The following is a 26,655-nucleotide window of genomic DNA, read 5'->3' as shown; positions in this document are numbered from 1 at the left end:
AAAATGCCAAACTCAAACGCAAAACTGCAAGAAGCAATTGATTTAAAAGAGAAATGGCTTGCCCTCTGGCCCCAAGCAATTGAGACTTGGAGCAAATATTTAAAATTATCCGCTCCTCATTTTTGCATTACAAAGGAAGAAGAGAATACGGAATACTTATCGTCAAGCTTTGCCATGATACGTTTAGACGATCATGCAGTCGTAATCAGTATTCGAATGGTAATAGAAAACAAGTTAGAAAATTATCCGTTAGAAATTATGTGCCACGAAATTGGACATCATGTTTACTGCCCTGCTGATCTAACAGATAATGCGCGCATAATTGCCCGTATCCAAAGAGCATTACCCGGCTATGAGCATTTAGCCCCGCTTGTATCAAATCTATATTCGGATTTACTAATAAACGACAAACTAAAAAGAGAATATGGATTAAAAATGGAGGAAGTCTACGCAAAAATCGGTGACAACTCGAACGATAAATTGTGGACATTTTACATGAGAATCTATGAAATTCTCTGGGGATTAACTAATAGTAGTCTCGCTAAAGGAGAAATGGATTCTGCTTTGGAAGGAGATGCACAATTTGGAAATCGAATCATACGAAGCTTTTCGAAAGACTGGCTAAGAGGTGCGGGAAGATTTGCGGCTTTATGCCTTCCCTATTTAATCAAAGATGGCGGGAAGGAAATAAAGCGCATAATGAGTGTATGGCTTGATGCAAGTGAAGCAGGTCTCGGGGCTGATTTTCCAAGTGGACTAACTGAAATTGAAGATGGAGAGCTAACTGACTGTAAGCATCCTGCCTTCGATGAGGATAATCATAGTAATCCTTCTGATAGCTCTGTAACTGGCGGAAGCAGCGGACAGCACAGAGAGCCATTCCAATATGGACAAATTTTGAAAGCTCTCGGTCTTAAAATGACAGAAGAAGAAATTACAATTCAATATTATAAAGAAAGAGCGGCTCCTTATTTGATTCCATTTCCTATTAAGGAAAACCCGGTTTCAAAAGAGCCTTTGATGGAAGGAGTTGATATATGGGATATTAGCTCACCGATTGAAAACATAGATTGGTTTCAGACAGCGATGAGAAGTCCTGTAGTAATTCCAGGATTTACAACGGTAGAGCAAACTTACGGTTATGCGGAAGGTTCCTTGCCAGAAAAAGAACCAATTGATTTAGATATATATATTGACTGTTCTGGTTCTATGCCAAATCCAAAAAGTAATATCTCTTTTCTAGCGCTTGCAGGGACTATCATCACATTATCCGCTCTTCGTGTAGGAGCACGCGTGCAGGCAACTCTTTGGAGTGGAACGAGAGAATTTATTACAACCGATGGATTTATCTCAGATGAAAAACAAATACTAAAAATCATCACTGGTTATTTGGGAGGCTCTACTGCATTTCCCATTCATATATTACGAGATACTTATAAAGATAGAAAGCCCAATGCAAGAAAAGTCCATATCTTAGTTGTATCGGATGAGGGGGTTACGACCATGTTTGACAAGGATGAGAAGAATAATTCCGGTTGGAATATTTCCGAAATGAGTTTGAAAAATTGTGGTGCAGGAGGAACGTTTGTGTTAAATCTTTACAGTGATTGGAAAAAAACTAAAGACTTAGTAGCCGCCAGTAAGCAAGGTTGGGATATACACAGAGTAAACGATTGGGCGGCACTTGTTGTATTTGCAAGAGAATTTAGTAAAAAGAAATATGGGGAAGTATAATGGATAACGGTCCTGATTTATTCTATTTACTACAAAGACTACAAAACTGCCCTGAGCAATTTTTTAGACCTCCTGTTTTGCTTTCGTCTCCTAAGAATTATGCGGGGGAAATTTTCGTTGGAGCTGTCGTTAATGATTTACTATTTGATTTAGGTGCTTCTGAAGATCCGCGTAAGATTTATGAATCCTTTCAAATGAAGCATTCAGCGCAAAATCAGAATTATCTCCAATTAGTTCTAATCAGTTCGTATTTACTTGGTGATTCATGGTTTACTTCTGCAAATAAATTTGGGAATCAAACAAAAGAACTATTGGGTGTGAAGTTAAAAGATTTAGCAAACGTTGTGGAAGCAAAAGAGTTTGTCTTAGATTCAGAACGAAGGGAAGAGCTAGTTCGATTTTGCTTGAAAGAATTAAATTTAAAACCAAAAGGCGAAACTGACAATCATGCGCAAGACAGGCTAACAACGGTTAATTCAATCGAGCGACAAAAATTAATCGAAGAAAGTAAGGCTGCTCAAAAAAGAGCACAGGAACTTAGAGAAGCGATTGCTAGACAGGAAGCAGAAGAAGCTGCTTCAAAATGGAACAGAGAATGAATATACCAGAAGAAGTTAAGAGCCGTTTGCCGCTCATGAAACAGGAATATATGGGGCTTTACCAAAAACTAAAAGAGCATGAGCATTCGCCTATTTGGAATTACACCTGTGGAGACAGATTAAACGAAGAAGATGTAATTCAAATCAATGATTTTAAAGAAAGACTTCATACCGATAGGAAGTCAGGAAATAAAATTTCAGAAGAATTTTTAATCTGGATTGAAAGATTAAAAGAGAATGTAATTCTATTTAAAGAAAATACCAAAGGAATTGACATTCGAAAAGATTTTTCAAAAATCAAATGTATGTCTAGAGAAGATCTGGCTGTTTCTCTTGAAAAAATAGTTCCTCTAACTATTTCCCTAGAGCGGCTAATCGTGAATTCCACTTCTGGCACAACGGGACATCCTATTATAACTCCCAATCATCCAATGGCTATTGGTTGTTATACTCCACTCTTACTCTTTGCATTGGAAAGACATAAAGTGAATCCAAAATTCACAAAGGATAATGTTGGATGTATGCTGGTCTGCGCTCAGAAAGAAACTGCTGTATACTCTACAGTGGTGCCAATGTTAAACGGAACTGGTTTTGCAAAGATTAATTTAGATAAAAGCTCGTGGCGAAAAGAAGAAAGCCCAAAGATTTATCTAGATGATTTCACGCCCGAATTTCTAACCGGAGATCCATTTGCTTTTTCCAAAATGCTACAAATAGATTTAAAATATAAACCTGCTGCCCTTGTTTCTACTTCGATGGAAATGAGTTTTGCTTTAAGAGAGAAATTAGTAAATACTTTTGATACAAAGGTAATTGATTATTATTCGCTCAACGATACAGGACCTTTAGCTTACAGTTGTCCTCTTCATCCAGAAGAATTTCATATTCTGCCAACGGATATTTTTTTGGAGATTACTGATGAATCGGGAGATTCTCTTGAAGAGCATAAGCTGGGTGAAATCACAATAACAGGAGGGCGTAATCCCTTTATACCTCTACTCCGCTACAAAACAGGAGATAGAGCCAAATTGAAATTTGAAACCTGTTCCTGCGGTGACCCTACTCCCAGACTCTATGAAATGGAAATGCGAAGACAGGTTTTATTTTACAATAAGAAAAATCAGTTAGTCAATCCAGTTGATCTTACGCGGATAATGAAGCGTTACCCTATTCTCCAATATGAATACAGGCAAAGAAAGGATTTAAGCCTTCAATTATCTATTCGCAGACTACACCCATTTTCTTTTGCCGCAGAGAAACAATTTCGAAAAGAAATTGAATCTCTTTTTTCGAATGAAATTGATTTAGAGATTGATTTTAATCTTGATACGAAAGGCTCTAAACCAATTCCATACTCGACAGAAATCAGTTAAGGATAAAGTCTACCCATAAGTCTTGGAAATGGAATGCATTCTCTAACGTGAGGAAGTCCACAGATCCAGGCGACTAATCGTTCTAAGCCTAAACCAAAGCCCGCGTGAGGAACGGAGCCGTATTTTCTCAAGTCTAAATACCAGGAATAGCTTTCTACTGGGAGGTTTTCTTCTCTTAGCCGCTCTACAATTTTATCGTAATTTTCTTCCCGCTCTGATCCGCCGATGATTTCTCCAACTCCCTCCGGAGCAATTAAATCAGCACATAAAACAGTTCGCTCATCTTGTGGGTTTTGCTTCATATAAAATGCTTTGATTGATCTTGGATAATTCATTACGAATACGGGACCATCAAAATAAGTCGTTAAAATATATTCTCTCTCTGCATTGATGTCTTCTCCCCATTCTATACCTTCCCCTTTTGATTTTAGAATTTCTATTGCTTCGTTATATAAAATTCTCTTGAAAGGTCTATTCACATATCCTAATATTGTTTCTGGCTCACGCTCTAGAATTTTTAAATGTCCTAGCGACGAATTGACAGTATCCGTTACAATTTTGCGAATAAAATCTTCTTGTAGATTGATATTTTCCTCATTGTGATAATTTGCCGTCTCTGCTTCGAGCATCCAGAACTCGGTGAGGTGTCTTCTTGTTTTACTTTTTTCTGCACGAAAAGTCGGACCAAAGCAATAGACCTGCGTATGCGCAAAAATTGCTGTTTCCAAATACAATTGACCTGTTTGAGCTAAGTATGCTTTGCCTTCATCGAAGTATTCGGTTTCAAAAAGTGTGCCTGCACTCTCGCCAACAGAACCAGTCAGAATCGGAGTATCGATTAATACATAATGGTTTTCGTGAAAGTATTTTCTGATTTGAAAAGACAATTCATTTCGTATCTGGAGAATTGATAGTTGGCGCTTGGATCTAAGCCATAGATGTCGGTTGTTGTGTAAAAAATCCGGTCCATGCTCTTTGGGTGTGATTGGATAATCGTGCGAATCCCCAACTATATTATAAGAACCTAATATAATTTCATACCCTAATTCCGATTTTTCGGAGACCACTAAGGTGCCTTTTAGGTCAATAGATGTCTCTTGAGGAAGGGCTTTGATTTTTTCAAAAGCGACTTCGCCCAGTTTTTCCTTTTCGCAAACTACTTGAATAATCTTGCCGGAGTTTCGAATTTGTAAAAATTGGATTTTATTGTTTCCTCGTTTGGCATGAACCCAGCCGGAAAGAGAAATGGATTGGTTTAAATACTTAGATAAATCATATAAATTCATGATTCGAATATTTTTTAAATGTAAAAAATGAAAAGAAGAAAAAAGTTTTGCCACAGAGGCACAGAGACACGGAGGGAATTCGAGAGAGTCTGCTTAAAAAAATATTGCTTATTTTCATAATTCATGCTAGAATTCAGTTGCATGGTTATATTTTCTTTTTTATTAGTTCTCTTTCAAGTGATGCACATGAATAAAACTGACACCATTCCATAGTCCTCTGTGTCTCAGTGACTCTGTGGCAATACGCTTTTTTAGGATTGCACGACTGATTTGAATTCAAAAAATGACAGCATGAGTAGTTCTTACAAATTAATCGATTCTGGTGATTATGAAAAATTAGAAATCATCGGTGGATATAAATTGATACGCCCAGCCCTAGGCTCTCCCTATAAAAAAACCAATCCTAAACTTTGGGAAAAGCCGGATGCACACTACACGAAAAATGATACGGGTAGTGGACAATGGAAGTTTTACCGCAAGATTCCTGAAAGTTTTTCGATTGAAATCGGAAGTCTTTCTGCTAAAATAAAACTCACTCCCTTCGGGCATATAGGCATTTTCCCCGAACAGGAATCGAACTGGGAATTAATCCAAAAAATGGGAGAGATTCAAAATAATTTTGAAGTTCTAAATCTCTTTGCTTACTCCGGCATGTCCACATTAGCCGCGTTAAATGGAGATTATCCGGTATGTCATGTGGATTCTTCAAAAGGAATGATTGCTTGGGCTAGAGAAAATGCACAACTTTCCGGTCTTGCTGATAAAAAAGTGCGCTGGATTGAAGATGATGTTTTAAAATTTTTAAAAAGAGAAGTAAAACGAAATCATCCTTACAAAGGATTTATCCTGGATCCGCCTACTTATGGTCGAGGAGCTAAGGGCGAAATTTGGAAGATCGAAGATGACTTAATTCCACTGATTGAGGAGATGATGAAGCTTTGTGAGAATAAGCCAGAGTTTGTGCTTTTGTCCTGTCATTCTACTGGATTTTCTCCGCTTACACTTACACGGATTTTACAAGGGTATATAAAATCAGAAGGATCTTATTTTTCAAAAGAGTTATTCATAAAGGAGGATACTGGCGGTAAGCTGCCAGGCGGATTCTGTGCTTATTTTTTGAGTAAGAAGTTTTCTAGTCTGTATTCTCATTTTAAAAGCTAAGGCTGGGTTATATCAACTAATCCCAAATGGTTTAATAGTTTTTTTCTATCACGTAGAATATCTCTAGATATAGTTTTTATTTCGATTGCACCTACGTCGGTGCATTTGCCATTATCCCCTTCTTTTAGGAATGTGGCTAGACTACCTGTATTTATTTCTTTTAATAATCCAATATTTCCTCTTGCATCCATTGCGATTAATTTCACTTTTTTGCCTTTAATGACATTCATTTGAAATTTGGTGCCGTCTGCGTAACGTGTGGAAGCATTTTTATAATCTATTCCTACAGAAGTTACCGAATAAGGAGGATTAGCCTCTGTAATTAAAACTTTACCTTCAATGCAAGTTGTGTCTGGATTGGGATAATCAGAATTCCACCATTTAAAATCATCCATTGCGTTAAATAAGAAAGAGCGACCTTCGTCTTGAAAACTTTTTGGTCCGTCTGATGATTCTTCGATAGACTTTGTTCTTTCGAAAGAGGAGAGATTTCCTTTATCTGTCCAGCCTTCTCTTTCATCGAATTTATACATTTTCATTTTTCTATTTGTTTGAATTATATGCGGAATCTCCACTTTTAACTTGACTCCTCTTTTTAAATGAAGCGGTCTATCGTAATAAGTCGCTGATAGCTTAAACATTCCGGCAGACTCAAATATATTCGGATTTGGGTCAAAATAAAATAAGCCTATGCTAGAAGTAATAAAATCAAGGTCATTATAAATCTCGATCAATTCAAATGTAAGAATATCTCCCCGTTTATAACCCGATGGGAGCGAAATGGAATTAGCCGGTATCGTGATTTTGGTTCCCGCTTTTCCTTTGATTATATTTTCCATTGCGGGGTTGATTGGGAATTCCTGTTTTACAGGTTGAAACTGAGTTAAAAAAGTAGGAACCGGATTTTCAAGATTTATTTCTTTCTTGATCGTTGACTTTGCTTCGCCTTCTTCCCAGCCCCATTTCTTTTCGATTTTTTTAGTCGAGTCTTCCGATTCCTGTGAATCGAGTATAACGAACTGAAAACACAAAGAGAAGATAACAATGAATTTAGATATTCTTTTTAATTTCATAAGGTATATTTCGGTATTTAGAAATATACCTTTAGTTGACGTTATTTCATAGTTATTTCTTTTACGGGAATAGACAGAATTTCTTTCTGCCCGTTGCTAAAAGTCAAAGTTAGATTTTTCTTTTCTTCTACTTTCAATGGTGCTTTTAGCCCGATAAACATTACATGAAAACTGCCTGGCTTTAATTCTACAGAGCTATTTGCTTTGATTTCAATTTTTTCGACAGGACGCATTTTCATTACACCATCTACCATCATCATAGTATGTAATTCGACGGAGTTGGAAATATCGGATTCAGCTTTAACCAAACTGACATCCTTTGTGGAAGAATTTTTTAATACCATAAACCCGCCGGTGTTTTGGCTTGCACCTGGAACAGCTTTGATTCTTGCATTTTCTACTGTGATCTCTTTTTTAGAATCAGCTATGCTAAACTGAAATGCAATTACGAACAATGTTAGTATAAATAGGTTTCTCATTTTAATATCCTTGTATTTTATTTTCACTCTTTCACTTAATTGTTTTTCAAATCTTTTAATTCTGATTTACATCAAAGTAAAAAGGAACACCTACTATTTTTTCTTCCCTGTCTTTAAATAAAAGAATCGCTCTCCATTTAAAAGTCTTAGTCGAACAAGTTGGTAAAATAAATTTTCCTTTATACGTATTTGGCTTTACCTTTGAAAAATCGGATCGATTATAACCCATTTCCATTTCAGCACCGTTAAAATCTATAGCGAATGGTTGAAGGACTGAATCTTCTCCATTAAGGATAATGTCTGTTTGCCTGTTAGGAGAGACCGGTCTTTGGGAAAAATTAATTTTGAATTCACTTCCTGAGGGAAGTTTGAAGTTACAGTCTCTTGTTTGTAAATTGCACTCTTCTTTGGTTTCTAATAATTTAATCGACGGCTTATTGGAATTAGGCGCAATATGAGTATAAGCACTGTATGCCCAAAGAAATAGCCAGCCAAAGAACATTCCAAAAGACAATGCTGTCCAGAATTTTTTAAGCATGAGACTCAACTTTGTATTCATTTTACATTTACTCTAATCTCTATTTCCATTAATTTAGGATAGCCTCTTCTATAAAGTTCTTTTTATTCAATGTTAGCTGATGGATTTACCTAAGTCGGCTAGTAGAAATATTTTGTATGGAAAAGCAAAACCAATTCTTGATTGTTAGTCTTTAAGTTGGTAAATTACAAGATGACAAACTTATACCTAAAAACAAACTAGAACAAAATGGTCGGTCTCTATATTCTATTTACATTTCTAATCTATCCAATCACTTTGATTGCTTCACTTTTCAGTGAAAAGGCAAAAGTTTTTCTTGGCAAGCGTAAGGCGGATAAAGAAAAAATAAGGAAGATTCCTTATGAATTAGGAATCAATCGCGTTTTATGGCTTCATGCGGCGTCGGTAGGAGAATTAGACCAGTGCAAGGCCTTAGCAAAATCTATAAAAGAAAACGAGCCGAATAGTTTGATAATTCAGTCGGTTTTTTCAGAGAGCGTTCAGGAAAAAAATTATGATTTGGAAAATACCTATCTTAGCTTTCGCCTTCCTCTAGATTTTTATTTTGCCTATGATTTTATTTTTGAAAAATTTCAGCCGGATTCCCTTGTTCTAATGGCTTGGGACTCCTGGCCTAATTTGATTCTTGCTGCAAAGCGACACAACTGCAAAGTTTTCCTTGCCTCCGCTGTCCTCGATCCAAAATCAAAGCGCACATCGTTTTTTGCGCGTAGCCTCACGAGAGCGATTTTCGCAAGGTTTTCTGGGATTGGTTCGGTTAACGAGTCTATGATTTTACCCTTTCAGGAATTGACAGATAATTCGGTTTCGGTGAAGTCTTTGGGTGATTCAAGGTTTGACTCTGTCGTAGATAAGATTAAAAGTAAGAAGCCAGACTCTAAATTCACGGAATTTGCGGAGTCTTACCTCAAAAATCCGGTTCTAATTCTAGCCTCGACCTACAAAGAATGCGATGAAGTCGTTCTAGCCGAGATTGAGAAGGTTTTAGACTTGGGGTATTCTATTTGGATTTTTCCGCATAAGGTTGATGTAGGGAGAATCCAAGAAATTCAGGCATATTTGCGAGAACGTAAACTTACTGTTTCCCTTTATAGTGAAGTAAAAAATCCTTGTAAAGATAGAATTATTCTTTTTGATGCTTTAGGTATACTGGCTTTTGCATATTTTTATGGAAAAATTGCCTATGTAGGTGGGGCTTCGCACAATAAAGTGCACAATGTCCTCGAGCCCGCCTATTTCGGACTACCCTTAATTACGGGGAGCAGAATTTTTAATTCCTTTGACGCATTGACATTAAAGGAGAAAGAAAGTTTAAGAACAGTAAATTCTAGTAAGGAGTTTTTAGAAGCAATTCGAATTTATTCTGAAGAGAAATACCAGAGTCGCGTAAGTGCGACAAATCGAGAGTATGTGCTCTCACGTTTAGGTGCTTCCCTTGCTTTTTATAATGCCTTCCTAAAAAAATGAATTACCCACGAATTAAAAATCTAGTCAAGAATTCGGCAGCTTTTCGATTATTTAAAAAAGATTACGCCGCTTTTATCATAAGCTTTCTTTATACAGAGTTTAAGGTTTACGACCAATTAACCATTGAAGCGGAAGCATTTGCTCGAACTCTAAAGGATACGATTGAATCCTTCAAGGAAGAAAACTTATTAGAGAACGAATTATTATTATCCTCTGATCATTATATCAATGAATGGGCTAATGACGGTTTTGTGCGAAAATTTTATGAAGAAACAAAATCAGAATTTTACATTGAAATCACTCCTGAAATAGAATCTGTATTCAAATGGGTTTCCGAAATTGAAAAAATTGAACTGGGAGAAGTTGTATCGACTCGTTCTCGGTTTTTAAATATATTTCACCTTTTAAAAGAACTTGTAGAAGATAACGTTGCGACTTCGCAAGACCGGATTCGAATTCTAGAAGCTCAAAAGAAAAGCATCGAACAAGAAATTGAACGATTAAAGTCCGGCGGGGAAATTAAAAAATTAGACAAAAGAGAAATTGTAGAACAATTCAAATTAGCCTTAAAAGAAGCTAAAGAATTAGTCGCAGACTTCCGGCAAATCGAGCGTAACTTCTCTGATATAACCAAGCAAACGCAAAACAAATACATGAACCAGATTTCTACAAAAGGGGCGGTTCTTGAGTATGTGCTAAATGCTGATGAAGAGCTTATGAATTCAGAGCAAGGCAAAAGCTTTAAAGCATTCTGGCAATTTATACTTTCTCCTGCGAGGCAAGACGAATTTGAGAGAATTATAAATACTCTTTATAAAAGGGAAGATATTCGCGCCATCGATGAAAGTCAGTTTTTGCGAAAATTAAAAAAGCAACTTCTTGATTCAGGTCGAAAAGTAAATCGGGCAACGGATAAAATGGCAGATCAAATTCGAAAGGCTTTATCGGATAAGAGTCTACAAGAAAATCGACGCATTAAAGATATAATCAACGATATAAAAAGTCTTGCCCTTAAAAATCAAGCGGCGCTTGGTTCGAAAAAGGATTTTTATTCCGTAGAAAGCTTTCCTGAAATTTATCTCCCAATCGAGCGACCACTCTGGGAGAAAAAAGACAAAGGGCTTAAGATTGATTATGCGCTAGAAAATGCAAATAATGAAATGAGTCCCGAGATTATGGAGCTACTTATGCGAAATAGCTCTATTAATATCGACGAGCTATTGGCTAATATTGATTCGCTTCTAAAATACAAGCCGAAAGTAGAGCTCAGAGAAGTAATTGAGAAGTATCCGCTAAAGAAAGGCGTAGAAGAGCTCGTTACATATCTCTGGATTGCTTCCAATCGAGAACATCATACTGTTGATAATTCGCAAAAAGTAGAATTTACAATTTCGGAAGACGATGACGAAACCGTTTCAATCAAATTTCCAAAGGTGGTTTATAATATCTAATGGAACATACTTTACCCTACGCAGGTGCCGTTTTAAAATTACTAAAAGGACCGGTCAATTACGATCTGGATCCAAAAGAATGGGATCAACTCTCTACCTATCAGACAGATTTAAAAAAATACTTCGATAAGATTGGACTTCATTTAGTTATTGATACGGATGATGGCTTTGCTTATCTATATCAACCTTCGGGTGATGATGATCTAGGTCTTCCACGGATAACAAGACGTGTCCCCCTACCCTTTGATATAACCCTTTTATGTGTGTTGCTTCGAGAGAAATTAGCAGAGCAAGTCATTGAAGATACAAACATGGCGAATCTATTAAAAAAAGAAGATCTATTTGAACTTTTAAATCCCTTTTATCCAAAGACACAAAACGAAGCAGCTCAATATAGAGAATACGAAAGATTAATCGCAAAAGTGGTAGAGCTTGGTTTTCTTCGTCGCATCGAGAAAGAAAAGACAGAATTTTACCAGATAGAAAAGATCATTAAGGTTAGAATTCGCGCAGAAGAATTAAATTCCATTAAGGCAAGGCTTTTAGAAAACAATGACAGAAAGACTCTTCAAGATGACTGAAATCAATACCGAAATGGGCTATCGTCTCCTCCGTTTAGAATTTTTAAATTGGGGAACGTTTAGCAATGGAAAAATATATTCAGTAGACACAAGCGGTAAAACTGCATTAATCACAGGTGCAAACGGTTCTGGTAAATCTACATTAGTCGATGCACTGCTCACACTACTTGTCCCATCCCAAAAAAGAAATTATAACCTGGCAAGTGGAACAGAGCGCAAAAGAGACAGAGATGAAAAAACTTATATTCAAGGTAATTACGGTAAGACCACAGACGAGGCGCTCGGAAGCAAAATCTTAAAAATGCGCGAGCCTGGCGAGGGGCATATTTCGATTTTACTCGCAGTCTTTTACAGTGAAGAAATTAAACGTTATGCGACAATTGCACAGGTCATGTGGTTTAACAATGGAGCTTTGGATAAATTTTATCTAGTGGGCGAAAAAGAATTAACCATAAAAGAAGATTTTAACCACAAGGGTGATATAAAACAATTCAAAAAAACTCTACGCTCACAGGAAGGAGTAAAGATCTTTGACTCCTTTAAAGAATATGTTCACGAGTTTATAAAAAATGTAGGGCTTCGTTCTGAAAAAGCACTCGATTTATTTAATCAAATCGTTGCCATCAAATCTATCGGCAATTTAAAAGAATTCATTCGTGAGCATATGCTAGAAAAACATGATATGAATCAACTAGTGGAAGATTTAGATAAGAATTACAAAAATTTAAACGATAGTTATAACGCGATTTTGCAAGCTCGTAAGCAAATGCAAGAACTTGTTCCCATTGAAGAAGATGCTATAAAATATGAGGAAATTTTACAAGAAATTCAAAACATCCAGGGAAGTATATTCGTATTACCCGCATTCTTTTCAAAAGAGAAAATTGCACTCTTTCGAGAAAATCTAGAAACTACAAAGTTTAATCTTTCTAAAATGACAGACATGACAGGAGAGTCGGTCTCTGAATTAACTCGCAAGAGAGAAGAAGAAAGAAGTCTTTATGCGACGCTAGAAAATGATTCTGTTGGAAGAAGAATCACTGAACTCCAGAAGCAATTAATAGATGAACGCAAAGTTCTCGTTACCCGCCAGACTGCATTTGATAAGTATAGAAATCTGGCTGTTAATTTACTTTTGCAAACTAAAATTTCGCAAGAAAGTTTTTATGAAAATAAAAAGTTAGCAGAATCTAAGATCACAAAAAATCTTGATCACCAAAAAGAAATCGAGAAGAAAAGAGATGAATGGGTTATTATTCGAAACAATTTACACACAAATAAACAAGAGCTTGAATTAGAATTGAATTCTTTGAAAACAAGAAAAGATTCTCTTCCGGGTCTTCAAATTGAAATGCGTAGAGAAATCTGCGAAGCTTTAAATATTCCCATCGACGAATTGCCATATGCCAGTGAACTCATGCAAGTAAAAGCAAAGGAGTCTGATTGGAAAGGTGCTATCGAAAAACTTCTAAACAATTTTGGAAGAAGCCTACTTGTGCCAGATAAACACTATATGGAAGTGAATAATTTTATCAATAAGACAAGACTCAGAGGAAAGCTGGTTTATTTTCGAATGATTGAAAACGATAACCGCAATACCAAGCCGAATTCTTCTGATTCTTTGTTTTATAAGTTAGAATTTAAACCAAATTCTCCTTTCACCTATTGGCTTGAATCTAGAATTTTAAATGATTTTAATTATATCTGTGCAGACTCCTTAAAAGATTTTCAAAAAGAAGATAGAGCCGTCACCCGCGAGGGGCTAATCAAGCATTCCCGCACAAGGCATGAGAAAGACGATAGGAATTCTATTCAGGACAAGTCCAAGTATATATTAGGATGGTCTAATACAGATAAAGTGAAGGCACTTGAAGAAGAATTAAAAAACTTCGAAAAAAAATACGAAGATGCCTACTCTAAAATGGATGCCCTCGATAAAGAAAAAAGAACAATTCAGAAAAATGACATCGAGCTAAGAGAGATTTTGCGCTTCGAAAATTATTCAGAAATAGATACGGATCCAATCGAAAAGGTAATTAAAGAAACAGAATCTCACAGAAAAGAACTAGAAGTATCAACGAATAGTCTTAAAAAAATTCAAGAAAAACTAGATAGCATTAAACAAGAAATTCAAAAACTAGAGCGAGATAGAACTGAATTTGATAAGAAACGCCATAACCTGGAACGCGACATTCAAGAATATGAGACTGAGATCAAAGAATGTGAGAGTGTGCTTGCGCTGATTAAAGACGATGAGTATGCCAAATACAAACCAGAAATTGAAAAACGTATCACGGGGACAAATAAACTTAGCCTCGCAAACATTAAGAACAAACAAAATGAACTGCATACTTTCTTTGAGAAACAAAAAGAAGACAAAGAAGAAGCAAAGCAAAAATTTCTAACTACAATCGTTCGAAAGATGGAAGCCTATATCAAAAACTTTGAAACGGAAACTACTGAGTTAACCGCAGAAATAGAATCTATTCCTGATTTCAGAAGAGAACTAACTAAAATTCAAAATGATAAACTTCCCGAATACCAAGAAAAATTCAGACGAATGATGGATGAAAAAGTAGCACACCAAATTGCTGAATTTAGAGAAGATTTAAACGACCAGGAAAAAGAAATCCTTTTAAAGATCGATGAATTAAACGAAGCATTAGAAACAATTGATTATATTGCAGGTTATACATTTATTCAATTGGATTGTCAACCTACTGTGAATGTGGAAATCTCTGATTTCAAGCGTGAGCTAACAGAGTGTATCCCTGACTTAGAGCGTCCAGAAGAAAACGAGGTAAAATTTCTAAAGATAAGAGATTTACTCGATAAACTTAAAAATAGAAGTTCCGAAAATACTGACAGATGGGTTAAGCTTGTCACTGATGTTCGCAATTGGCTTGACTTCCGTGCAATCGAACTTACCCGCGAAGACAGAAAGCAAAAAGAAGTCTATGATTCCAGTGCAGGTAAATCCGGTGGTCAAACTGTAAAACTCGCCTATACTATATTAGCCTCTGCAATATCTTATCAATTTGGAATTAGAGAAAAGAAATCTTTCCGTTTAGTGGTGATTGATGAGATGTTTAATAATCTAGACAATCAGAATTCCAGATTCGCCATGGACTTATTTAAACAGCTCGGTTTGCAGTTACTCGTTGTTACACCGTTAGATAAAATCAGCATTGTAGAGCCTTATATCTCTTCGATTCACCTAGTTGCGAATAACCAGGAAGGAAAAGACTCCCGCGTATACCCAATCACAATGGAAACACTGAGAAAGAAAAAAGAAAAATAACCCGTTACCTAATTCCTTTTAAAGCGATTTTTTAACTTCAAGAGAGATTGGAACAAAAATACGAATGGAATTTTTGATTTAGAGAAAAATAAACCAAAGAATCTGCCAATTGGTTTTGTGATAGGGGATAATTTTGTTTTAACCCAAATCCAAATGGGAGAAAGTTTTGCATTTAGTTTTTCTACCGTAGGACTAAGACGCTTCCCTATCCAGAAAAAGAGTTTTCCAATAAAACTATCTCTAAAGCTAATGTCTGTTCGCGATGCCATGATGTAGACGCTGATGCAGGCTATTACGATGTTGGCGCTCCAGGGTCCTATCCAATCGGGCACATTTGATTTGTAAGAGATTCCACTCCCCAGAATAAAAAAAGCATTGTAGATAAATAAAAATACGATAGCCAAAGTAAAACTCATTCCTTTGCCGGAGCGTTTTACAACAAGCCCGAGTGGAAAGGAAAGAAAGAAAAAAATCTGACAGGATACGGGCATGGCAAGTCGACGATGAATTTCGATATTAAATGCAATCAGTGTTTTCTTGGTGTCTTTTAATAATCCTTGTAGCTGTGTAAATACCGCATAACGATTACTCATCTCGGAGGAAGAGACTGTTCCCTTTTGTGAATCCAAAATAATTTCCATCTTCATTTTTTCAACAAGTTGGTTTAAACCATCAACGCCTTTAATAGAAATATTCATCTCTTTTAAAATTTCAAGTCCAGGAATTTCTTCTAAGCCTTCTGATTGGATGCTGTTTCTAATTTTTATAAGTAGCGGAAAAGAGAAAGTTTCTGGTTTGATATTAAATCCTATCACAGTTTTTTCTTTCTCGGTTGGAATGTTATAATCCATTTCTCCACCCATGAAATCAGTTACTACAAATCCATCTTTCTTTTCATTCCATTCTAAGACGAATCCATCTTTGAGTCGGACGGATTTTTCATATTCTCCTTTTGAATTTTTCTTTTCAATAATATTTCCAGTCTTAGCGGAGATAATCTGTGTTACCCGCGAACCTCCCATCGGGATTGTAATATTATTGTGTTGAATAAACTCATTCCCCTCCATGTAAATTTCCCATTCACGAATCTGGATTCCGGAGAGTTCACCGGTTTCGCGATTGAGTCCTTCTGTATAAAGAGTCCGTCCTTTTTTTTGAAATAGTTCCTGGGTTTGATCTCCACTGAATTGTCCAGGAGTTACAGCAAGCATTGGGTTGTAAGCCGCTATCCAATTATTGAATTCATTCATCTTGCGAGTATTCTCCGGAGCAAGATAGAAATTCAAATATCCAACAAAGAGTGCAGACATAAATCCGAATATTAGGAAATTCGCATATATTCTCGTGAAGCTAACACCGGCTGACCGCATCGCTGTAATTTCGGAATCTCCTGAAAGTCTTCCTGCCGCCATGATCCCACTCATGAGACAAGCCATAGGAATTGTCGAGGGCAAAGTATTTCCTAGCAGATAACCGAAATAATCCAGTAGCCGGAAAAAATCCACACCCTTCCCCACAAAAAGTCCAACCATTTTTTGGAGAGCCATACTCATATAGATGACTGTAAAAAAAGCGAGTGCCACGAGAAATGGACCAATGATTTCCGCCATAATATACCAATTCAAAATGGGAATTCTCTTAAGAGGATTCCATCGATTGATATCCGTATGAACTTTAAAATCCTTTGGAATATCAGCCGCCGAATTAAGACGGACTGTTCGTAGATCGGGCGAATTTGTAGTATCAGTAGACATTCTATTTGCAGAATTTCCTATTTACAGTTTACTTACAAGAGATTTTTATGAATAAAGTTACCTTCGATTAATAGATGAACCTCTTCAACTTCTATACAATGGAGCCGCGCTTTGAGATGTTTTCTATTTCTCATATGATAGCTATTATCCTCACATTCATCGCTGTTATATCAGTCTTTTTTTTAGAAAACAAATACACGGAAGTCCAAAAGCAGAAAAGCTTTTTCGATATTTGATTGCGTTTGTTCTTTTAGCGGGTGAAGTTTTATTGCAATACTGTATATTACAACGAAGAGTTGGAAAATTGAATTTGGACTTCCCCTACAACTCTGTGATGTTTCCATATTTATGAGTATAATCATGCGTATCCTGCGGAGTTATCAAATTTTTGAAGTAGTTTATTTTATTGGGATCGGTGGTGCGATAGTTGCGATTGTATCACCTGAGCTCTGGCTTGGATTTCCGCATTTTCGGTTTTATCATTTCTTTATCTCTCACGCCGTTATTATATTAGCAAGTGCTTATATGGTTTGGATACAGGGATATAAACCGAAGCTAGTCTCCTTGTGGAAACTGCTGATATTTCTCAACGTCTTTGGGGCTTTCGTCTTTGGAGTTAACTCACTTGTAAACGCAAACTATATGTTTATCTCAAAGCCCACCTATAACAACACATTTTTTAATCATCTTGGTCATTATCCCTGGTATCTAATTTCGATGGAAGGAATTACCTTAGTGATTTCTATTCTACTGTATTTGCCCTTTGGTATAAAAAGAAACTGAGCGGTTAATGATAAACTCACTATATTCAGCAGCTTCTCTCTATACCTCAGTGACTCTGTGGCAAATTCCTTTTTCTTCTCCAATTTATTGCTTGTCATTTTTTATTTATAAATAAGGATTCATAAAACAAAGGAAGGCATTATGAATATAGAAAAAGCGCATACTGAAAAATTAACTCGATTGAGTAATCTAATTTTGAAACGCATAGAAAAAGAAATTGAACCTTCCTTGGAAAAGAATTTAGCACGGCTCATTCATTTGCTTTCAGATATTGAAAAATCGAATAATTTTCTACTTTTACAAAAAGCAGAAATGGCATTTGTAGCTATGACTAAATCAAAGCCAAATTTGGAATTGGCCGAATTGTTAATTGAGGATTTAGAAGATCGTCTTTCAGTCAATATTAAAGTAGGTAATTTTTTATGGAGATCCCTGTTTACTCTTAATTCTCCGCTTTCCATTGTATTATTTGGAATATTTGTTACAACGATTCTTGGGCATATCGCGGTTTTCCTCGGTTATAAATTGTTGAATGAAATGATGATTAGCCTCAACTTGCAATTTCCACTAATTTTAATCACTGTGTTAAGTGCTGGATGGGGAAGCGTTCTCAGTATGGCAACAAGACTTACCAATGCAGAAACTAAATTTTACGATGTAAATGATCACCGTGTTTTATTCCTAACTGGTTTTTTTAAGCCGATAATCGGTGTTATCTTTTCCCTTTTTATTTCTGCACTCGTCATGTCCGGGTTTATTCCTTTGAACATGAATGGCGGAAATGATAAATACATATTTGCTATTATTGGTTTTCTATCGGGGTTCAGTGAACGCTTTGCTAAAGATATTATATCAAAGACGGAGAAATCCGTTCTATCGAAAGAATAAAGAAGAAGTGAAATCATTCATTGGAAAACTTACATTTATGAGTCAAAAATACCAAGGGATATGAATGGAAAAACGAATCCTTTTTGCAATTTATTTGAAATTAACGATTGATTTCATGTTGAAAAATGGAAACAGTGAAAATATCTATGATTGATTTTTTGGTTCGAAAGGCTGGTAGAAAATTAGGACAAGTTCTGAAGACTACTGAGCAAATTATGACTACGCCCATTTGGGATTTGTTTCAACCAGAGAAATCAATTGATATGCTTCTCAGTGCCGCCGAAGAAATCAAAGAAGACTATCGGGTAAGTCTGAATTTGCGCTATATCAATGAGCTTTTGTATTTAGAAGTAGTAGAAGAAACAGACACCCTCGATACATTTACCATTGACTCAAATAAGGGAAAGGTTTATCTAGAAGGAAATTTTATTACTAAAGATTATCCTCTTGCAAAATTTTTTCGCGTGGAGAGTGTAAATTACAAAGTGGAGCTAACTCCTGTTTGGGTTCGACACAACAATGTTCGTTTTCGAATTTCTGATTTTAAAATATGGGATAGCAGACCTCGCAAGTTTGATCTAGTTCGTTTTATTTCAACCTTTGATATTTTTCATAAGAGATATATAATTCAAACGATTGCAGAACTTTTTCCTAATTTTCTAAGTCTCACCCGCTTAAACAATGAGATAAGGGTTAATCTCGATTATTTCCTGAATAAAATCAATACGGCTCATAATATTGAAATTAAGAAACTATCAGCGCATAATCATAAAATCCTCTTTTTAGTTAGGTCAAGTATATTAGTAAAATCTTTAATGGATATGTTTGGGACAGACATTGTTGTTGTCGAACCGATTCGCTTAGATTCAGATTCTTTTGTAAATGGGTATGGAATTTAGATGAAAATAATTTATCTAACGGATATTCACGATGGCTTAAAAGGAATGAAAGATGTCTTTCAGCAAACTTCGCCTAATCTCTATTTGCTGTCAGGGGATATAATATACAAAGCATTCTTTAGTGATGATAGGATTATTGAGTTTTGCACTTATCAGGAAGAATTAGAAATCCTAGCAAAGAATACAGGGGATGATATTACTCCTTACGACTATGCAACGCGTGTTATCCGCTTTTCTAGTAAGTATTCTGATGACGTCCAGCAATCCTCAATCCGCTATAGAGAGTTGTTTAATAAAGCTGCCAAGACGATGAAAGAAAAATACCAACTCATTGATCGATTGATTAAGGCTTACGCTGGTTCGCCTTGTATTTTGCTTCCTGGAAATTACGATATCGATTTGCAATACACTGCTCTTTATGAATTAGATATTCACAGAAAGTCGATGGAATTTGGTGGATTAAAATTTGCAGGATATGGTGGCGCCCCGATTTCCACTTCAGGGATTCCTCAGAAGTTAGCGGTAAAATTTCATGAATACAATAAGCACGGACAATCTTACAGTGAACCAGAAGATTTTTTCAAAGAAGAATTGCCTGATGTTGCTTTGATACATGATCCAGCCTATGGTTTTTTTGATAAGATACCTGGATTTGGTAATATTGGTTCACAGGGAATTAGAAGATATTTAGACGATGCAGAAAAAAAACCAAGCCTAGTTCTCTCAGGTCATGTGCATGAAGACCAAGGAATTTTGAAAAAAGGAAAGACTGTTTTTTTAAATCCTTCGAATTTCGGAGCAGTGGATTCAGTATATGGATTTCAGCCAGGCGGATTTTTTGCGGAAATAACCTTTGAAAATAAATTAGTTAGCTCTGTCGGATTATATCGATTAGTCGATGGAGAAAAAAAGCATTTGATGCAAGTTGATACGACCAATAAGATTTTAAAAGTAGACTATACAATGGAAAATTCACCTGTTACAGAAGAAGAGTTTGTGAGAAGATAATGGGCATTAGACGATTTCAAAATCATCCGATTATAAAAGAATTCAACGGGCTAAAAAAATTTTTCCGCGGTCACGAGACTATTGTTTCTAGAAATAGAATTAACGACTTTAAGAGATTTGTTACTCTCATTGAATCGTCAGGAGACAGTATAGCCTTTGATTTAATGGGCTCTGTTAATTTTGGTCAGGCAACCGAGCATTCCGATACTGATGTCGTAATGTATTTAAACTGTGATCCAGGAAGAATTGGAGATTGCGATCACGAAAACTGCACTCGTTTGAATTTATACAAAAATCTTTTAATCAATACTCTTGTATATGAATATTCTAATAAGTCATACCCCGTGCAAGTGGTAGATTGTATTAACTTAGCACAGCTTGACTATGATTTAAAAATTAGAAATTTTAATTCACTGGCACTCACTAAGTTTGGTTTCTACAGATCGATTTGTAGAGGGATTAATCGCAAGTTGCTGCACCAATACGAACTTAGGCTCGACGAAGATGTGGAGTTATGCGATGTGATTGAAAGCTCTTTAGCAGATTGTTTTCTTGGACTCATTCATTCTTCGCAACACTCGTATTCTTTTAAGAAATACATAGAGCGTGTGCAAGACGGTGGCTTCAAAGTTCCCGAGACAATGGCAAATAAAATCAATTCGTATTTGAGTTTTTAAAAACATGCTAAGTTTTTTTTCTATTTTATTTACCTTGATACTAATCGGTATTGTCCTCATGTTCTTTTATTCTTCTGAAGACAAAAGAATTGATAAAGAAAAATTAGAGCGTGAAAAAAAAGAAGAGCAATTTCAAGGTGCCGACCCCAGAAAGGTATATGGGAAAAATTGGGACAAGAATGTGCAACGTCCTAGAATTTGTCCTGTTTGTGGAACCGGACTTAAGAAGACTGAATTCTTATATGCCTATATGGAAGATTCCTTTGGTTCGAATGGACGTAGACCTGTTCATATTTACGGTTGCAAATTTTGCTATCTAGGGCAAGTGACTTCGGAGAACGAAAATGAATCACACAACATTTCGGACACCTTGGACTTGTAGAGGCAAACGGATAGTAAACGTTGAGCCTTTTCCAGGTTCACTTTCTAAGAGAATTACTCCTCCGTGTGCTTCGATAATATGTTTAGAAATAGATAATCCCAGCCCTGTACCTTCGTTTTCTGAATACATAACTTGACCGACTTGATAGAATTTATCAAAAATAAACTTTTGATGTTCTAGACTAATTCCAACTCCATTATCTTTGAACGATACTTCGATAAAGTCATTTATCTTTCGTAGGGTAATTTCAATTATCCCCTGCTCGCCAGTAAACTTAATTGCATTGGAAAGACAGTTTATAAAAACCTGACGAATTCTTTTTTCGTCTCCGTTAAAAACAATGTCTACCATTTCTGGTTCGATAATCTTAATATTTTTTTTTGCTACCTGGGGCATCATAATTAGAATAGAGTTTTGAAGAGATTCAAAGACTTGGAAATTTGATTTCACAATTGTAATTTTTCCTGCTTCCATTTTAGAAATATCCAATATATCGTTCACTAATCTCAACAGATGATTTCCAGCTTTGTTAATATATTGAATAAATTCCTGTTCTTTATTCATCGTCTCTGGAAGTTTGATTAATTTCGAAAAACCGATGATTGAATTGAGAGGTGTTCTTAGCTCATGACTCATACTGGCAAGAAATTCACTCTTAGCTTTGTTAGCCGCTTGCGCTAGCTGAACTGCACCGCGCAATTCACTCGTTTTTTCTTCGACTAATTTTTCTAAATAGTCTCTGTGATTTTTAATCAAATTTTCATTTCTAGTTCTTTCTATGAATGTTGACAATAGATCCCCGATGATTCGAAAAATCTGTAGATCTTCTTCAGGCCACTCTCTTAGTTGATTTGTGTCTTCCATAAAGACATATCCATCGAGTGAATGCTGATAGAATATCGGGATGATAATGTAGGATTTAATACCACGAAGTGTTGCTGTAGGTTGTAATTTATTTGGTATTTGCAGCAAATTTCCAAAGAGTAAAGTATTATTCCGCAATTGTAAAAAAGAGTCATTTAAATATTCAATAAAGCCTTCTGAATAACTCAGGGATAGAGGAATAGAGTCATTCGCCCCTACTTCTTCAATAATTGAATAAAATATCTCATGTCCAATTTGGGAAATGCTAGCGTAACTGACTCTAGTCATGCTTAGAGATAAAAGTAACTCTCTGAAAGCATTACTCAGATTTTCAATGCTTGTAAATGGAGATAATAGAACTTTGGAAAAATTGCTCACGCCTATTTCATAACGGAGGCGAATGGCGATTTTCCGCTCCAGAAAGAGACGCTTTGTAATATCTTTGAATACGATAATTTTTCCGAGGGATTCAGCCGTTTTAGTATTTAGAATCGGTCGTATGTTTTCCTCTAAGAATATTCTAGATCCGTCAGCTTGAGGTAAATATACATTATCTCTTACATGCGTTACAAAGGCGTTATCATCTGTAGTTTCCAGCATTTCGGAAATTGCATGCTCAGGATTGTAAATATTTTTGAGTGATTCTCCCACAACGGAACGAGTAAGACCTAAAAGTTTTTCGGCAGCTTCATTAATAAATTTTACATTCTCGTTTTTATCGATCGTAATGATTCCATCGCTAATTGAACTAAGACTCGTATAAAACCACTGTTCATTTTCTTTTATTTGCGTTTCGACTGAGTGATTGTAGAGAGATATGTCTATTGCTACATAAAGGTCTTTAGGTGCTACAGGTTTTATTAAATAGCCAAAGGGAGTAGCAATTTTGGCGCGTGCGATCGTTGCTTCATCAAAGAAAGAAGTGATGAATACTACAGGGATATTGAATTGCTCTTTGATAATGAGCGCGGTATCAATACCATCTCGTTCCCCTTCAATGGAAACATCCATCAAAATTAAGTCTGGCTTGGTGATTCCAATAGACTCTATTGCATCAACGCTATTAGCCGCAGCCCCAACTACTAGGTAACCTTTATTCTTGAGCATGAACTCAAGATGCATATGAATCGTTGGGTCATCCTCTACAATGAATACTCTAGTATCAGCTTTTGCCTTATTTTGCATAGTATTCATTCTAATAAGCTATTTACCATTTGACATAAAAGTCAAACGCTAAATTATAGTATTCATGCGAGTGTGGTGAAATTGGCAGACACGCCAGATTTAGGTTCTGGTGCCGAAAGGTGTGGGGGTTCAAGTCCCTTCACTCGCAAAAACTTCCCAACTAAACTAAAATTTCTTTTAATTCCCAAATAATTACAGTCTATTTTATATCATTGTCAGTTTTATGAATTGTAAAAAATGTATCCAAGGAAGAAAGCTTCAATACACCCATAATATCATTAGTTGGTGATAAAAGCCCAAATTTATTCCCACTCGACTTCATTTTCTTTTGAATGTTCGCTAATAAAGCGATTCCAGATGAGTCCATATGATGAACTTCTGACATGTCAAACACAACGGACTCGCATTCTTCATCATCAATGATTTGTGTGATTTCCTTTTTTACCTTTGATGCTGTATAAATGTCCATGCTCCCAATTAGTCGAACAATCTTGTGTTTACCTTTTTCTCTAAATTTCAGTTCCATGATTCCTCCAAAATATCTATGAATGCTCAGCAAGAAGTTGACCTTATATAGTAAATTCTGAATTTGTAAAGACATTTTTTATCTGAGCAATAATTAAATGCAAATAAGCTCTCCTTGTGTAAAAAGAGGATAAATATCATCTTGTAAACCCATAAAATGCTCTTGCTATAAAAAAAAAGGAACACTAAAAATGGTCATAAAATAATATAAATCTCATGAGAATTCTTCAAGGAGGTTAAACTTTGACAGATCATAGTAAATTTTCCGATCACACTGTTGTAAATGAAGCAAAACTAAAGAAAGCTCTCCGTGAAAGTGAGCAGCGCTATCGCGGTTTACTCGAAAATCTACACGCTGGAGTTGTAATACATGCTCCTGATACTTCTATACTCATGAATAATATGAGAGCTGCTGAATTGCTCGGACTTGCAGATGAACAAATGCGCGGCAAACTAAGTATTGACCCTGCATGGCATTTTATTTTAGAGGATAATAGAATTTGTCCGCTTGAAATGTATCCCGTTCACCGAATCAAGAATACTCTTAAGCCTATCTACAATCAAATTATTGGAGTATCTCGTCCGACTACCAATGACACAGTTTGGTTACAGGTAAATGGCTCTCCGTCTTTTGATTCAGAAGGAAATCTTAAAGAAATTGCAATTAGTTTTATAGATATAACTGAGCAAAGAAATACTGAGACGGAATTGAAGATAAAAGAATCGAAGTATAGAACCTTAATGGAACAAGCAGTTGATGGAATTTTCATTGCGAATGCTAATCAGAAATATGTCGAAGTAAATGCAAAAGCCTGTCAAATGTTAGGCTATTCTCGAGAAGAATTATTAGAGAAACATGTTCAGGATTTAATTTTGCCTGAAGATTTACAAGAAAACCCGTTGCGTTACGCGGAAGTATTAAAAGGCAATCCCGTATTGTCGGAAAGACGCCTCCTTCGAAAAGATGGAACTACTATTTTCACAGAGATAAATGGAAAAATTTTAGAAGACGGTCGCATTCAAGCAATCGTAAGAGATATCACTGACAGAAAGAAAATGGAGCAAACGCTAATTATATCAGAAGCGAACATGCGCGCTGTTCTTGATAATAGCGATGAAGCAATTCTATTCATTGACAAAGAACGAAAAATTCAATTTTTTAATCAATTGGCGTATGAACAGGCTAAGTTAATATTCAATTTCAAAATTGGTATTGGAATTTCAATTTTAGATTTATTATCGGAGAAAGATTTTAAAATATTCGAGGATAATTATAATTTGGCGTTTAGTGGACAACAATGCTTTTTTGAACAAAGTTTTTATGTAGATAAAGATATACACTGGTTCAAACTACAATATGCTCCAATTAAAAACAATTTAGGCGAAGTAATCGGCGTTATCTTTAAGGCAGAAGAAATTACGAAAAGAAAAAAGATAGAGAATGAATCTAGGTACAGTGAGATTAAATTTAGTACGATTTTTGAAAGAGTTCCGGTAGGCATTGCTTTACTTGAATCTAGTTCTGGTAGGTTTATACAGATTAACCCGAAATATTGCGAAATACTGAACTTGTCTATGGATGAAATCCGATCGCTTAGCTTTCTGGATATAACCCATCCCGATGATTTATTTGAAAACCTAGATAAACTTCACCTTCTAATCGACGGCAAAACGCAATTAGTCACAATGGAGAATCGATACATTAGAAAAGATGGAAGTATTATATGGGTCAATTTAATCTATGTTCCACTTGAGTTGGACGGTAATGAAAGCAAATATCATATCGCAATTGTTTCAGATATTTCCGAAGCAAAAAAAAATTATGCAAGATTAATTGAATATACAGAATCACTAAAGTCTCTTAATGCAACTAAGGATAAATTTTTCAACATCATAGCGCATGATCTTCGTAATCCGTTTGCAGGGATAATCGGCCTTTCAGAAATGATGGAATCCAAAATACTCGAAGATGAAAACCATCGGATAGAAGAAATCGCTAATTTTGCTAGGTTAATCAATGCTTCTTCCAAATCAGCCTATTCTCTTTTAGAAAACTTAATGCAATGGGCTAAGGCTCAAACTGGGGAAATTAGTTACAGACCGCAAAGCATCTCAGTGAATGACATCGTAGATTCGACTCTTCAGGTCTTAATTGGGAGCGCATTCAAGAAACAAATAGTAATAGAAAAAGATTTGGAAGACGGAATACATGTGTTTGCTGATCAATCGCTTTTTAGCACGATTCTTCGAAATTTAATTGGCAATGCTATCAAATTTAGTTATTTTAATGGGAGAATAAAATTATCCGCAACTCGATTGGATGATTTTCTTGAAATATCTATTTCTGACACAGGAACAGGAATTAAAGCTGATAATCTTGATAAGCTTTTCAGAATTGACTCCAAGTTTACGAAAATGGGAACTGATAATGAAAAGGGCACTGGACTCGGACTAATACTATGCAAGGAATTCATCGAAAAACAGCATGGCAAAATTCACGTAAAGAGTGAACTTGGCAAAGGAAGCACTTTTAGCTTTACCTTACCCCTTGCGAAATAATATCTTAATCTTTTCAGTATATTCAATATATCCCTTTCTGCTCTTGATATCAGAACAGAAAGGGAGA

22 protein-coding genes and 1 tRNA gene are annotated in these 26,655 nt (G+C 35.8%); 16 read left to right on the top strand and 7 right to left on the bottom strand.

The window, feature by feature from the left end; genetic code table 11:
* The first annotated feature begins 3 nt into the window (after positions 1–3).
* Genes IPH52_24945 through IPH52_24935 form a run of 3 tightly spaced genes read left to right on the top strand, consistent with a single transcriptional unit; the run spans position 4 to position 3,706 of the window.
* Positions 4–1,734, top strand: coding sequence for a VWA domain-containing protein (locus IPH52_24945; GenBank protein ID MBK7058235.1), 1,731 nt, complete (start codon positions 4–6; stop codon positions 1,732–1,734).
* Positions 1,734–2,333 (top strand): hypothetical protein, encoded by a 600-nt coding sequence (locus tag IPH52_24940; GenBank protein ID MBK7058234.1) that lies wholly within the window; start codon positions 1,734–1,736, stop codon positions 2,331–2,333. The genes IPH52_24945 and IPH52_24940 overlap by 1 nt, the downstream gene beginning before the upstream one ends.
* Positions 2,330–3,706 (top strand): hypothetical protein, encoded by a 1,377-nt coding sequence (locus IPH52_24935; protein ID MBK7058233.1) that lies wholly within the window; start codon positions 2,330–2,332, stop codon positions 3,704–3,706. The genes IPH52_24940 and IPH52_24935 overlap by 4 nt, the downstream gene beginning before the upstream one ends.
* Here the strand turns inward: IPH52_24935 and asnS are convergent.
* Positions 3,703–4,992, bottom strand: a complete 1,290-nt coding sequence (gene asnS / locus IPH52_24930) for an asparagine--tRNA ligase (GenBank protein ID MBK7058232.1) — start codon at positions 4,990–4,992, stop codon at positions 3,703–3,705. The genes IPH52_24935 and asnS overlap by 4 nt on opposite strands.
* 291 nt (positions 4,993–5,283) lie before the next feature.
* Here asnS and IPH52_24925 point away from each other — a divergent pair, with 291 nt between their 5' ends.
* Positions 5,284–6,153, top strand: coding sequence for a class I SAM-dependent methyltransferase (locus IPH52_24925; protein MBK7058231.1), 870 nt, complete (start codon positions 5,284–5,286; stop codon positions 6,151–6,153).
* On the opposite strand, the gene IPH52_24920 is transcribed toward IPH52_24925, so the two are convergent.
* The 3 genes from IPH52_24920 to IPH52_24910 are packed head-to-tail and all read right to left on the bottom strand — an operon-like array spanning position 6,150 to position 8,264.
* A complete protein-coding gene (locus tag IPH52_24920; protein ID MBK7058230.1) occupies positions 6,150–7,226 on the bottom strand; it encodes a hypothetical protein in 1,077 nt (358 codons plus the stop codon). The two genes, IPH52_24925 and IPH52_24920, sit on opposite strands and share 4 nt — an antisense overlap.
* A 41-nt stretch (positions 7,227–7,267) precedes the next feature.
* Positions 7,268–7,705, bottom strand: coding sequence for a copper chaperone PCu(A)C (locus IPH52_24915; protein MBK7058229.1), 438 nt, complete (start codon positions 7,703–7,705; stop codon positions 7,268–7,270).
* A gap of 55 nt (positions 7,706–7,760) precedes the next feature.
* Entirely contained in the window at positions 7,761–8,264 is a 504-nt protein-coding gene (locus IPH52_24910) for a hypothetical protein (protein ID MBK7058228.1), read from the bottom strand.
* Between the two features lie 207 nt (positions 8,265–8,471).
* Here IPH52_24910 and IPH52_24905 point away from each other — a divergent pair, with 207 nt between their 5' ends.
* The 4 genes from IPH52_24905 to IPH52_24890 are packed head-to-tail and all read left to right on the top strand — an operon-like array spanning position 8,472 to position 15,064.
* Entirely contained in the window at positions 8,472–9,731 is a 1,260-nt protein-coding gene (locus IPH52_24905) for a 3-deoxy-D-manno-octulosonic acid transferase (GenBank protein MBK7058227.1), read from the top strand.
* Complete coding sequence (locus tag IPH52_24900; GenBank protein ID MBK7058226.1) at positions 9,728–11,182, top strand: DUF3375 domain-containing protein; 1,455 nt, start codon at positions 9,728–9,730, stop codon at positions 11,180–11,182. Before IPH52_24905 ends, IPH52_24900 begins: the two co-directional genes overlap by 4 nt.
* Entirely contained in the window at positions 11,182–11,763 is a 582-nt protein-coding gene (locus IPH52_24895) for a DUF4194 domain-containing protein (GenBank protein MBK7058225.1), read from the top strand. The genes IPH52_24900 and IPH52_24895 overlap by 1 nt, the downstream gene beginning before the upstream one ends.
* Entirely contained in the window at positions 11,735–15,064 is a 3,330-nt protein-coding gene (locus IPH52_24890) for an AAA family ATPase (GenBank protein MBK7058224.1), read from the top strand. Before IPH52_24895 ends, IPH52_24890 begins: the two co-directional genes overlap by 29 nt.
* Before the next feature lie 8 nt (positions 15,065–15,072).
* Here the strand turns inward: IPH52_24890 and IPH52_24885 are convergent, their stop codons facing one another.
* Positions 15,073–16,818: an LptF/LptG family permease gene (locus tag IPH52_24885; protein ID MBK7058223.1), complete on the bottom strand. Its 1,746-nt coding sequence runs from the start codon at positions 16,816–16,818 to the stop codon at positions 15,073–15,075.
* A gap of 267 nt (positions 16,819–17,085) precedes the next feature.
* Between IPH52_24885 and IPH52_24880 the strand changes: the two genes are divergently transcribed.
* The 6 genes from IPH52_24880 to IPH52_24855 all read left to right on the top strand — a co-directional run bounded on the left by IPH52_24880 (position 17,086) and on the right by IPH52_24855 (position 21,455).
* Positions 17,086–17,601, top strand: coding sequence for a TIGR02206 family membrane protein (locus IPH52_24880; GenBank protein MBK7058222.1), 516 nt, complete (start codon positions 17,086–17,088; stop codon positions 17,599–17,601).
* Positions 17,602–17,742: 141 nt separating this feature from the next.
* On the top strand, positions 17,743–18,489 hold the full coding sequence (locus IPH52_24875) for a hypothetical protein (GenBank protein MBK7058221.1): 747 nt from the start codon (positions 17,743–17,745) through the stop codon (positions 18,487–18,489).
* Positions 18,490–18,614: 125 nt separating this feature from the next.
* Positions 18,615–19,388, top strand: a complete 774-nt coding sequence (locus tag IPH52_24870; protein MBK7058220.1) for a hypothetical protein — start codon at positions 18,615–18,617, stop codon at positions 19,386–19,388.
* Positions 19,389–20,396, top strand: a complete 1,008-nt coding sequence (locus IPH52_24865; protein MBK7058219.1) for a metallophosphoesterase — start codon at positions 19,389–19,391, stop codon at positions 20,394–20,396.
* Entirely contained in the window at positions 20,396–21,073 is a 678-nt protein-coding gene (locus IPH52_24860) for a hypothetical protein (protein MBK7058218.1), read from the top strand. The genes IPH52_24865 and IPH52_24860 overlap by 1 nt, the downstream gene beginning before the upstream one ends.
* A gap of 4 nt (positions 21,074–21,077) precedes the next feature.
* A complete protein-coding gene (locus IPH52_24855) occupies positions 21,078–21,455 on the top strand; it encodes a hypothetical protein (GenBank protein MBK7058217.1) in 378 nt (125 codons plus the stop codon).
* Here IPH52_24855 and IPH52_24850 read toward each other — a convergent pair.
* Positions 21,423–23,513, bottom strand: a complete 2,091-nt coding sequence (locus IPH52_24850) for a response regulator (protein ID MBK7058216.1) — start codon at positions 23,511–23,513, stop codon at positions 21,423–21,425. The two genes, IPH52_24855 and IPH52_24850, sit on opposite strands and share 33 nt — an antisense overlap.
* A gap of 57 nt (positions 23,514–23,570) precedes the next feature.
* Here IPH52_24850 and IPH52_24845 point away from each other — a divergent pair.
* Positions 23,571–23,652, top strand: a tRNA-Leu gene (locus tag IPH52_24845).
* A gap of 51 nt (positions 23,653–23,703) precedes the next feature.
* Here IPH52_24845 and IPH52_24840 read toward each other — a convergent pair.
* A complete protein-coding gene (locus tag IPH52_24840) occupies positions 23,704–24,030 on the bottom strand; it encodes an STAS domain-containing protein (GenBank protein MBK7058215.1) in 327 nt (108 codons plus the stop codon).
* A 242-nt stretch (positions 24,031–24,272) separates the two neighbouring features.
* Between IPH52_24840 and IPH52_24835 the strand changes: the two genes are divergently transcribed.
* On the top strand, positions 24,273–26,588 hold the full coding sequence (locus tag IPH52_24835) for a PAS domain S-box protein (protein MBK7058214.1): 2,316 nt from the start codon (positions 24,273–24,275) through the stop codon (positions 26,586–26,588).
* Positions 26,589–26,655: the final 67 nt, after the last annotated feature.

This window comes from Leptospiraceae bacterium, from assembly GCA_016708435.1.
GTDB lineage: Bacteria > Spirochaetota > Leptospiria > Leptospirales > Leptospiraceae > UBA2033.
The sequence above is the reverse complement of the archived record's forward strand: the minus strand, read 5'-3'. Positions and strand labels throughout refer to the sequence as shown.

Coding starts and splice junctions, on each gene's coding strand:
- IPH52_24910 (MBK7058228.1), bottom strand. CDS start 8,264: ATGAATACAAAGTTGAGTCTCATGCTTAAAAAATTCTGGACAGCATTG.
- IPH52_24850 (MBK7058216.1), bottom strand. CDS start 23,513: ATGAATACTATGCAAAATAAGGCAAAAGCTGATACTAGAGTATTCATT.
- IPH52_24865 (MBK7058219.1), top strand. CDS start 19,389: ATGAAAATAATTTATCTAACGGATATTCACGATGGCTTAAAAGGAATG.
- IPH52_24945 (MBK7058235.1), top strand. CDS start 4: ATGCCAAACTCAAACGCAAAACTGCAAGAAGCAATTGATTTAAAAGAG.
- IPH52_24900 (MBK7058226.1), top strand. CDS start 9,728: ATGAATTACCCACGAATTAAAAATCTAGTCAAGAATTCGGCAGCTTTT.
- asnS (MBK7058232.1), bottom strand. CDS start 4,992: ATGAATTTATATGATTTATCTAAGTATTTAAACCAATCCATTTCTCTT.
- IPH52_24860 (MBK7058218.1), top strand. CDS start 20,396: ATGGGCATTAGACGATTTCAAAATCATCCGATTATAAAAGAATTCAAC.
- IPH52_24885 (MBK7058223.1), bottom strand. CDS start 16,818: ATGTCTACTGATACTACAAATTCGCCCGATCTACGAACAGTCCGTCTT.
- IPH52_24905 (MBK7058227.1), top strand. CDS start 8,472: ATGGTCGGTCTCTATATTCTATTTACATTTCTAATCTATCCAATCACT.
- IPH52_24870 (MBK7058220.1), top strand. CDS start 18,615: ATGGAAACAGTGAAAATATCTATGATTGATTTTTTGGTTCGAAAGGCT.
- IPH52_24890 (MBK7058224.1), top strand. CDS start 11,735: ATGACAGAAAGACTCTTCAAGATGACTGAAATCAATACCGAAATGGGC.
- IPH52_24915 (MBK7058229.1), bottom strand. CDS start 7,705: ATGAGAAACCTATTTATACTAACATTGTTCGTAATTGCATTTCAGTTT.
- IPH52_24925 (MBK7058231.1), top strand. CDS start 5,284: ATGAGTAGTTCTTACAAATTAATCGATTCTGGTGATTATGAAAAATTA.
- IPH52_24840 (MBK7058215.1), bottom strand. CDS start 24,030: ATGGAACTGAAATTTAGAGAAAAAGGTAAACACAAGATTGTTCGACTA.
- IPH52_24935 (MBK7058233.1), top strand. CDS start 2,330: ATGAATATACCAGAAGAAGTTAAGAGCCGTTTGCCGCTCATGAAACAG.
- IPH52_24875 (MBK7058221.1), top strand. CDS start 17,743: ATGAATATAGAAAAAGCGCATACTGAAAAATTAACTCGATTGAGTAAT.
- IPH52_24855 (MBK7058217.1), top strand. CDS start 21,078: ATGCTAAGTTTTTTTTCTATTTTATTTACCTTGATACTAATCGGTATT.
- IPH52_24920 (MBK7058230.1), bottom strand. CDS start 7,226: ATGAAATTAAAAAGAATATCTAAATTCATTGTTATCTTCTCTTTGTGT.
- IPH52_24895 (MBK7058225.1), top strand. CDS start 11,182: ATGGAACATACTTTACCCTACGCAGGTGCCGTTTTAAAATTACTAAAA.
- IPH52_24940 (MBK7058234.1), top strand. CDS start 1,734: ATGGATAACGGTCCTGATTTATTCTATTTACTACAAAGACTACAAAAC.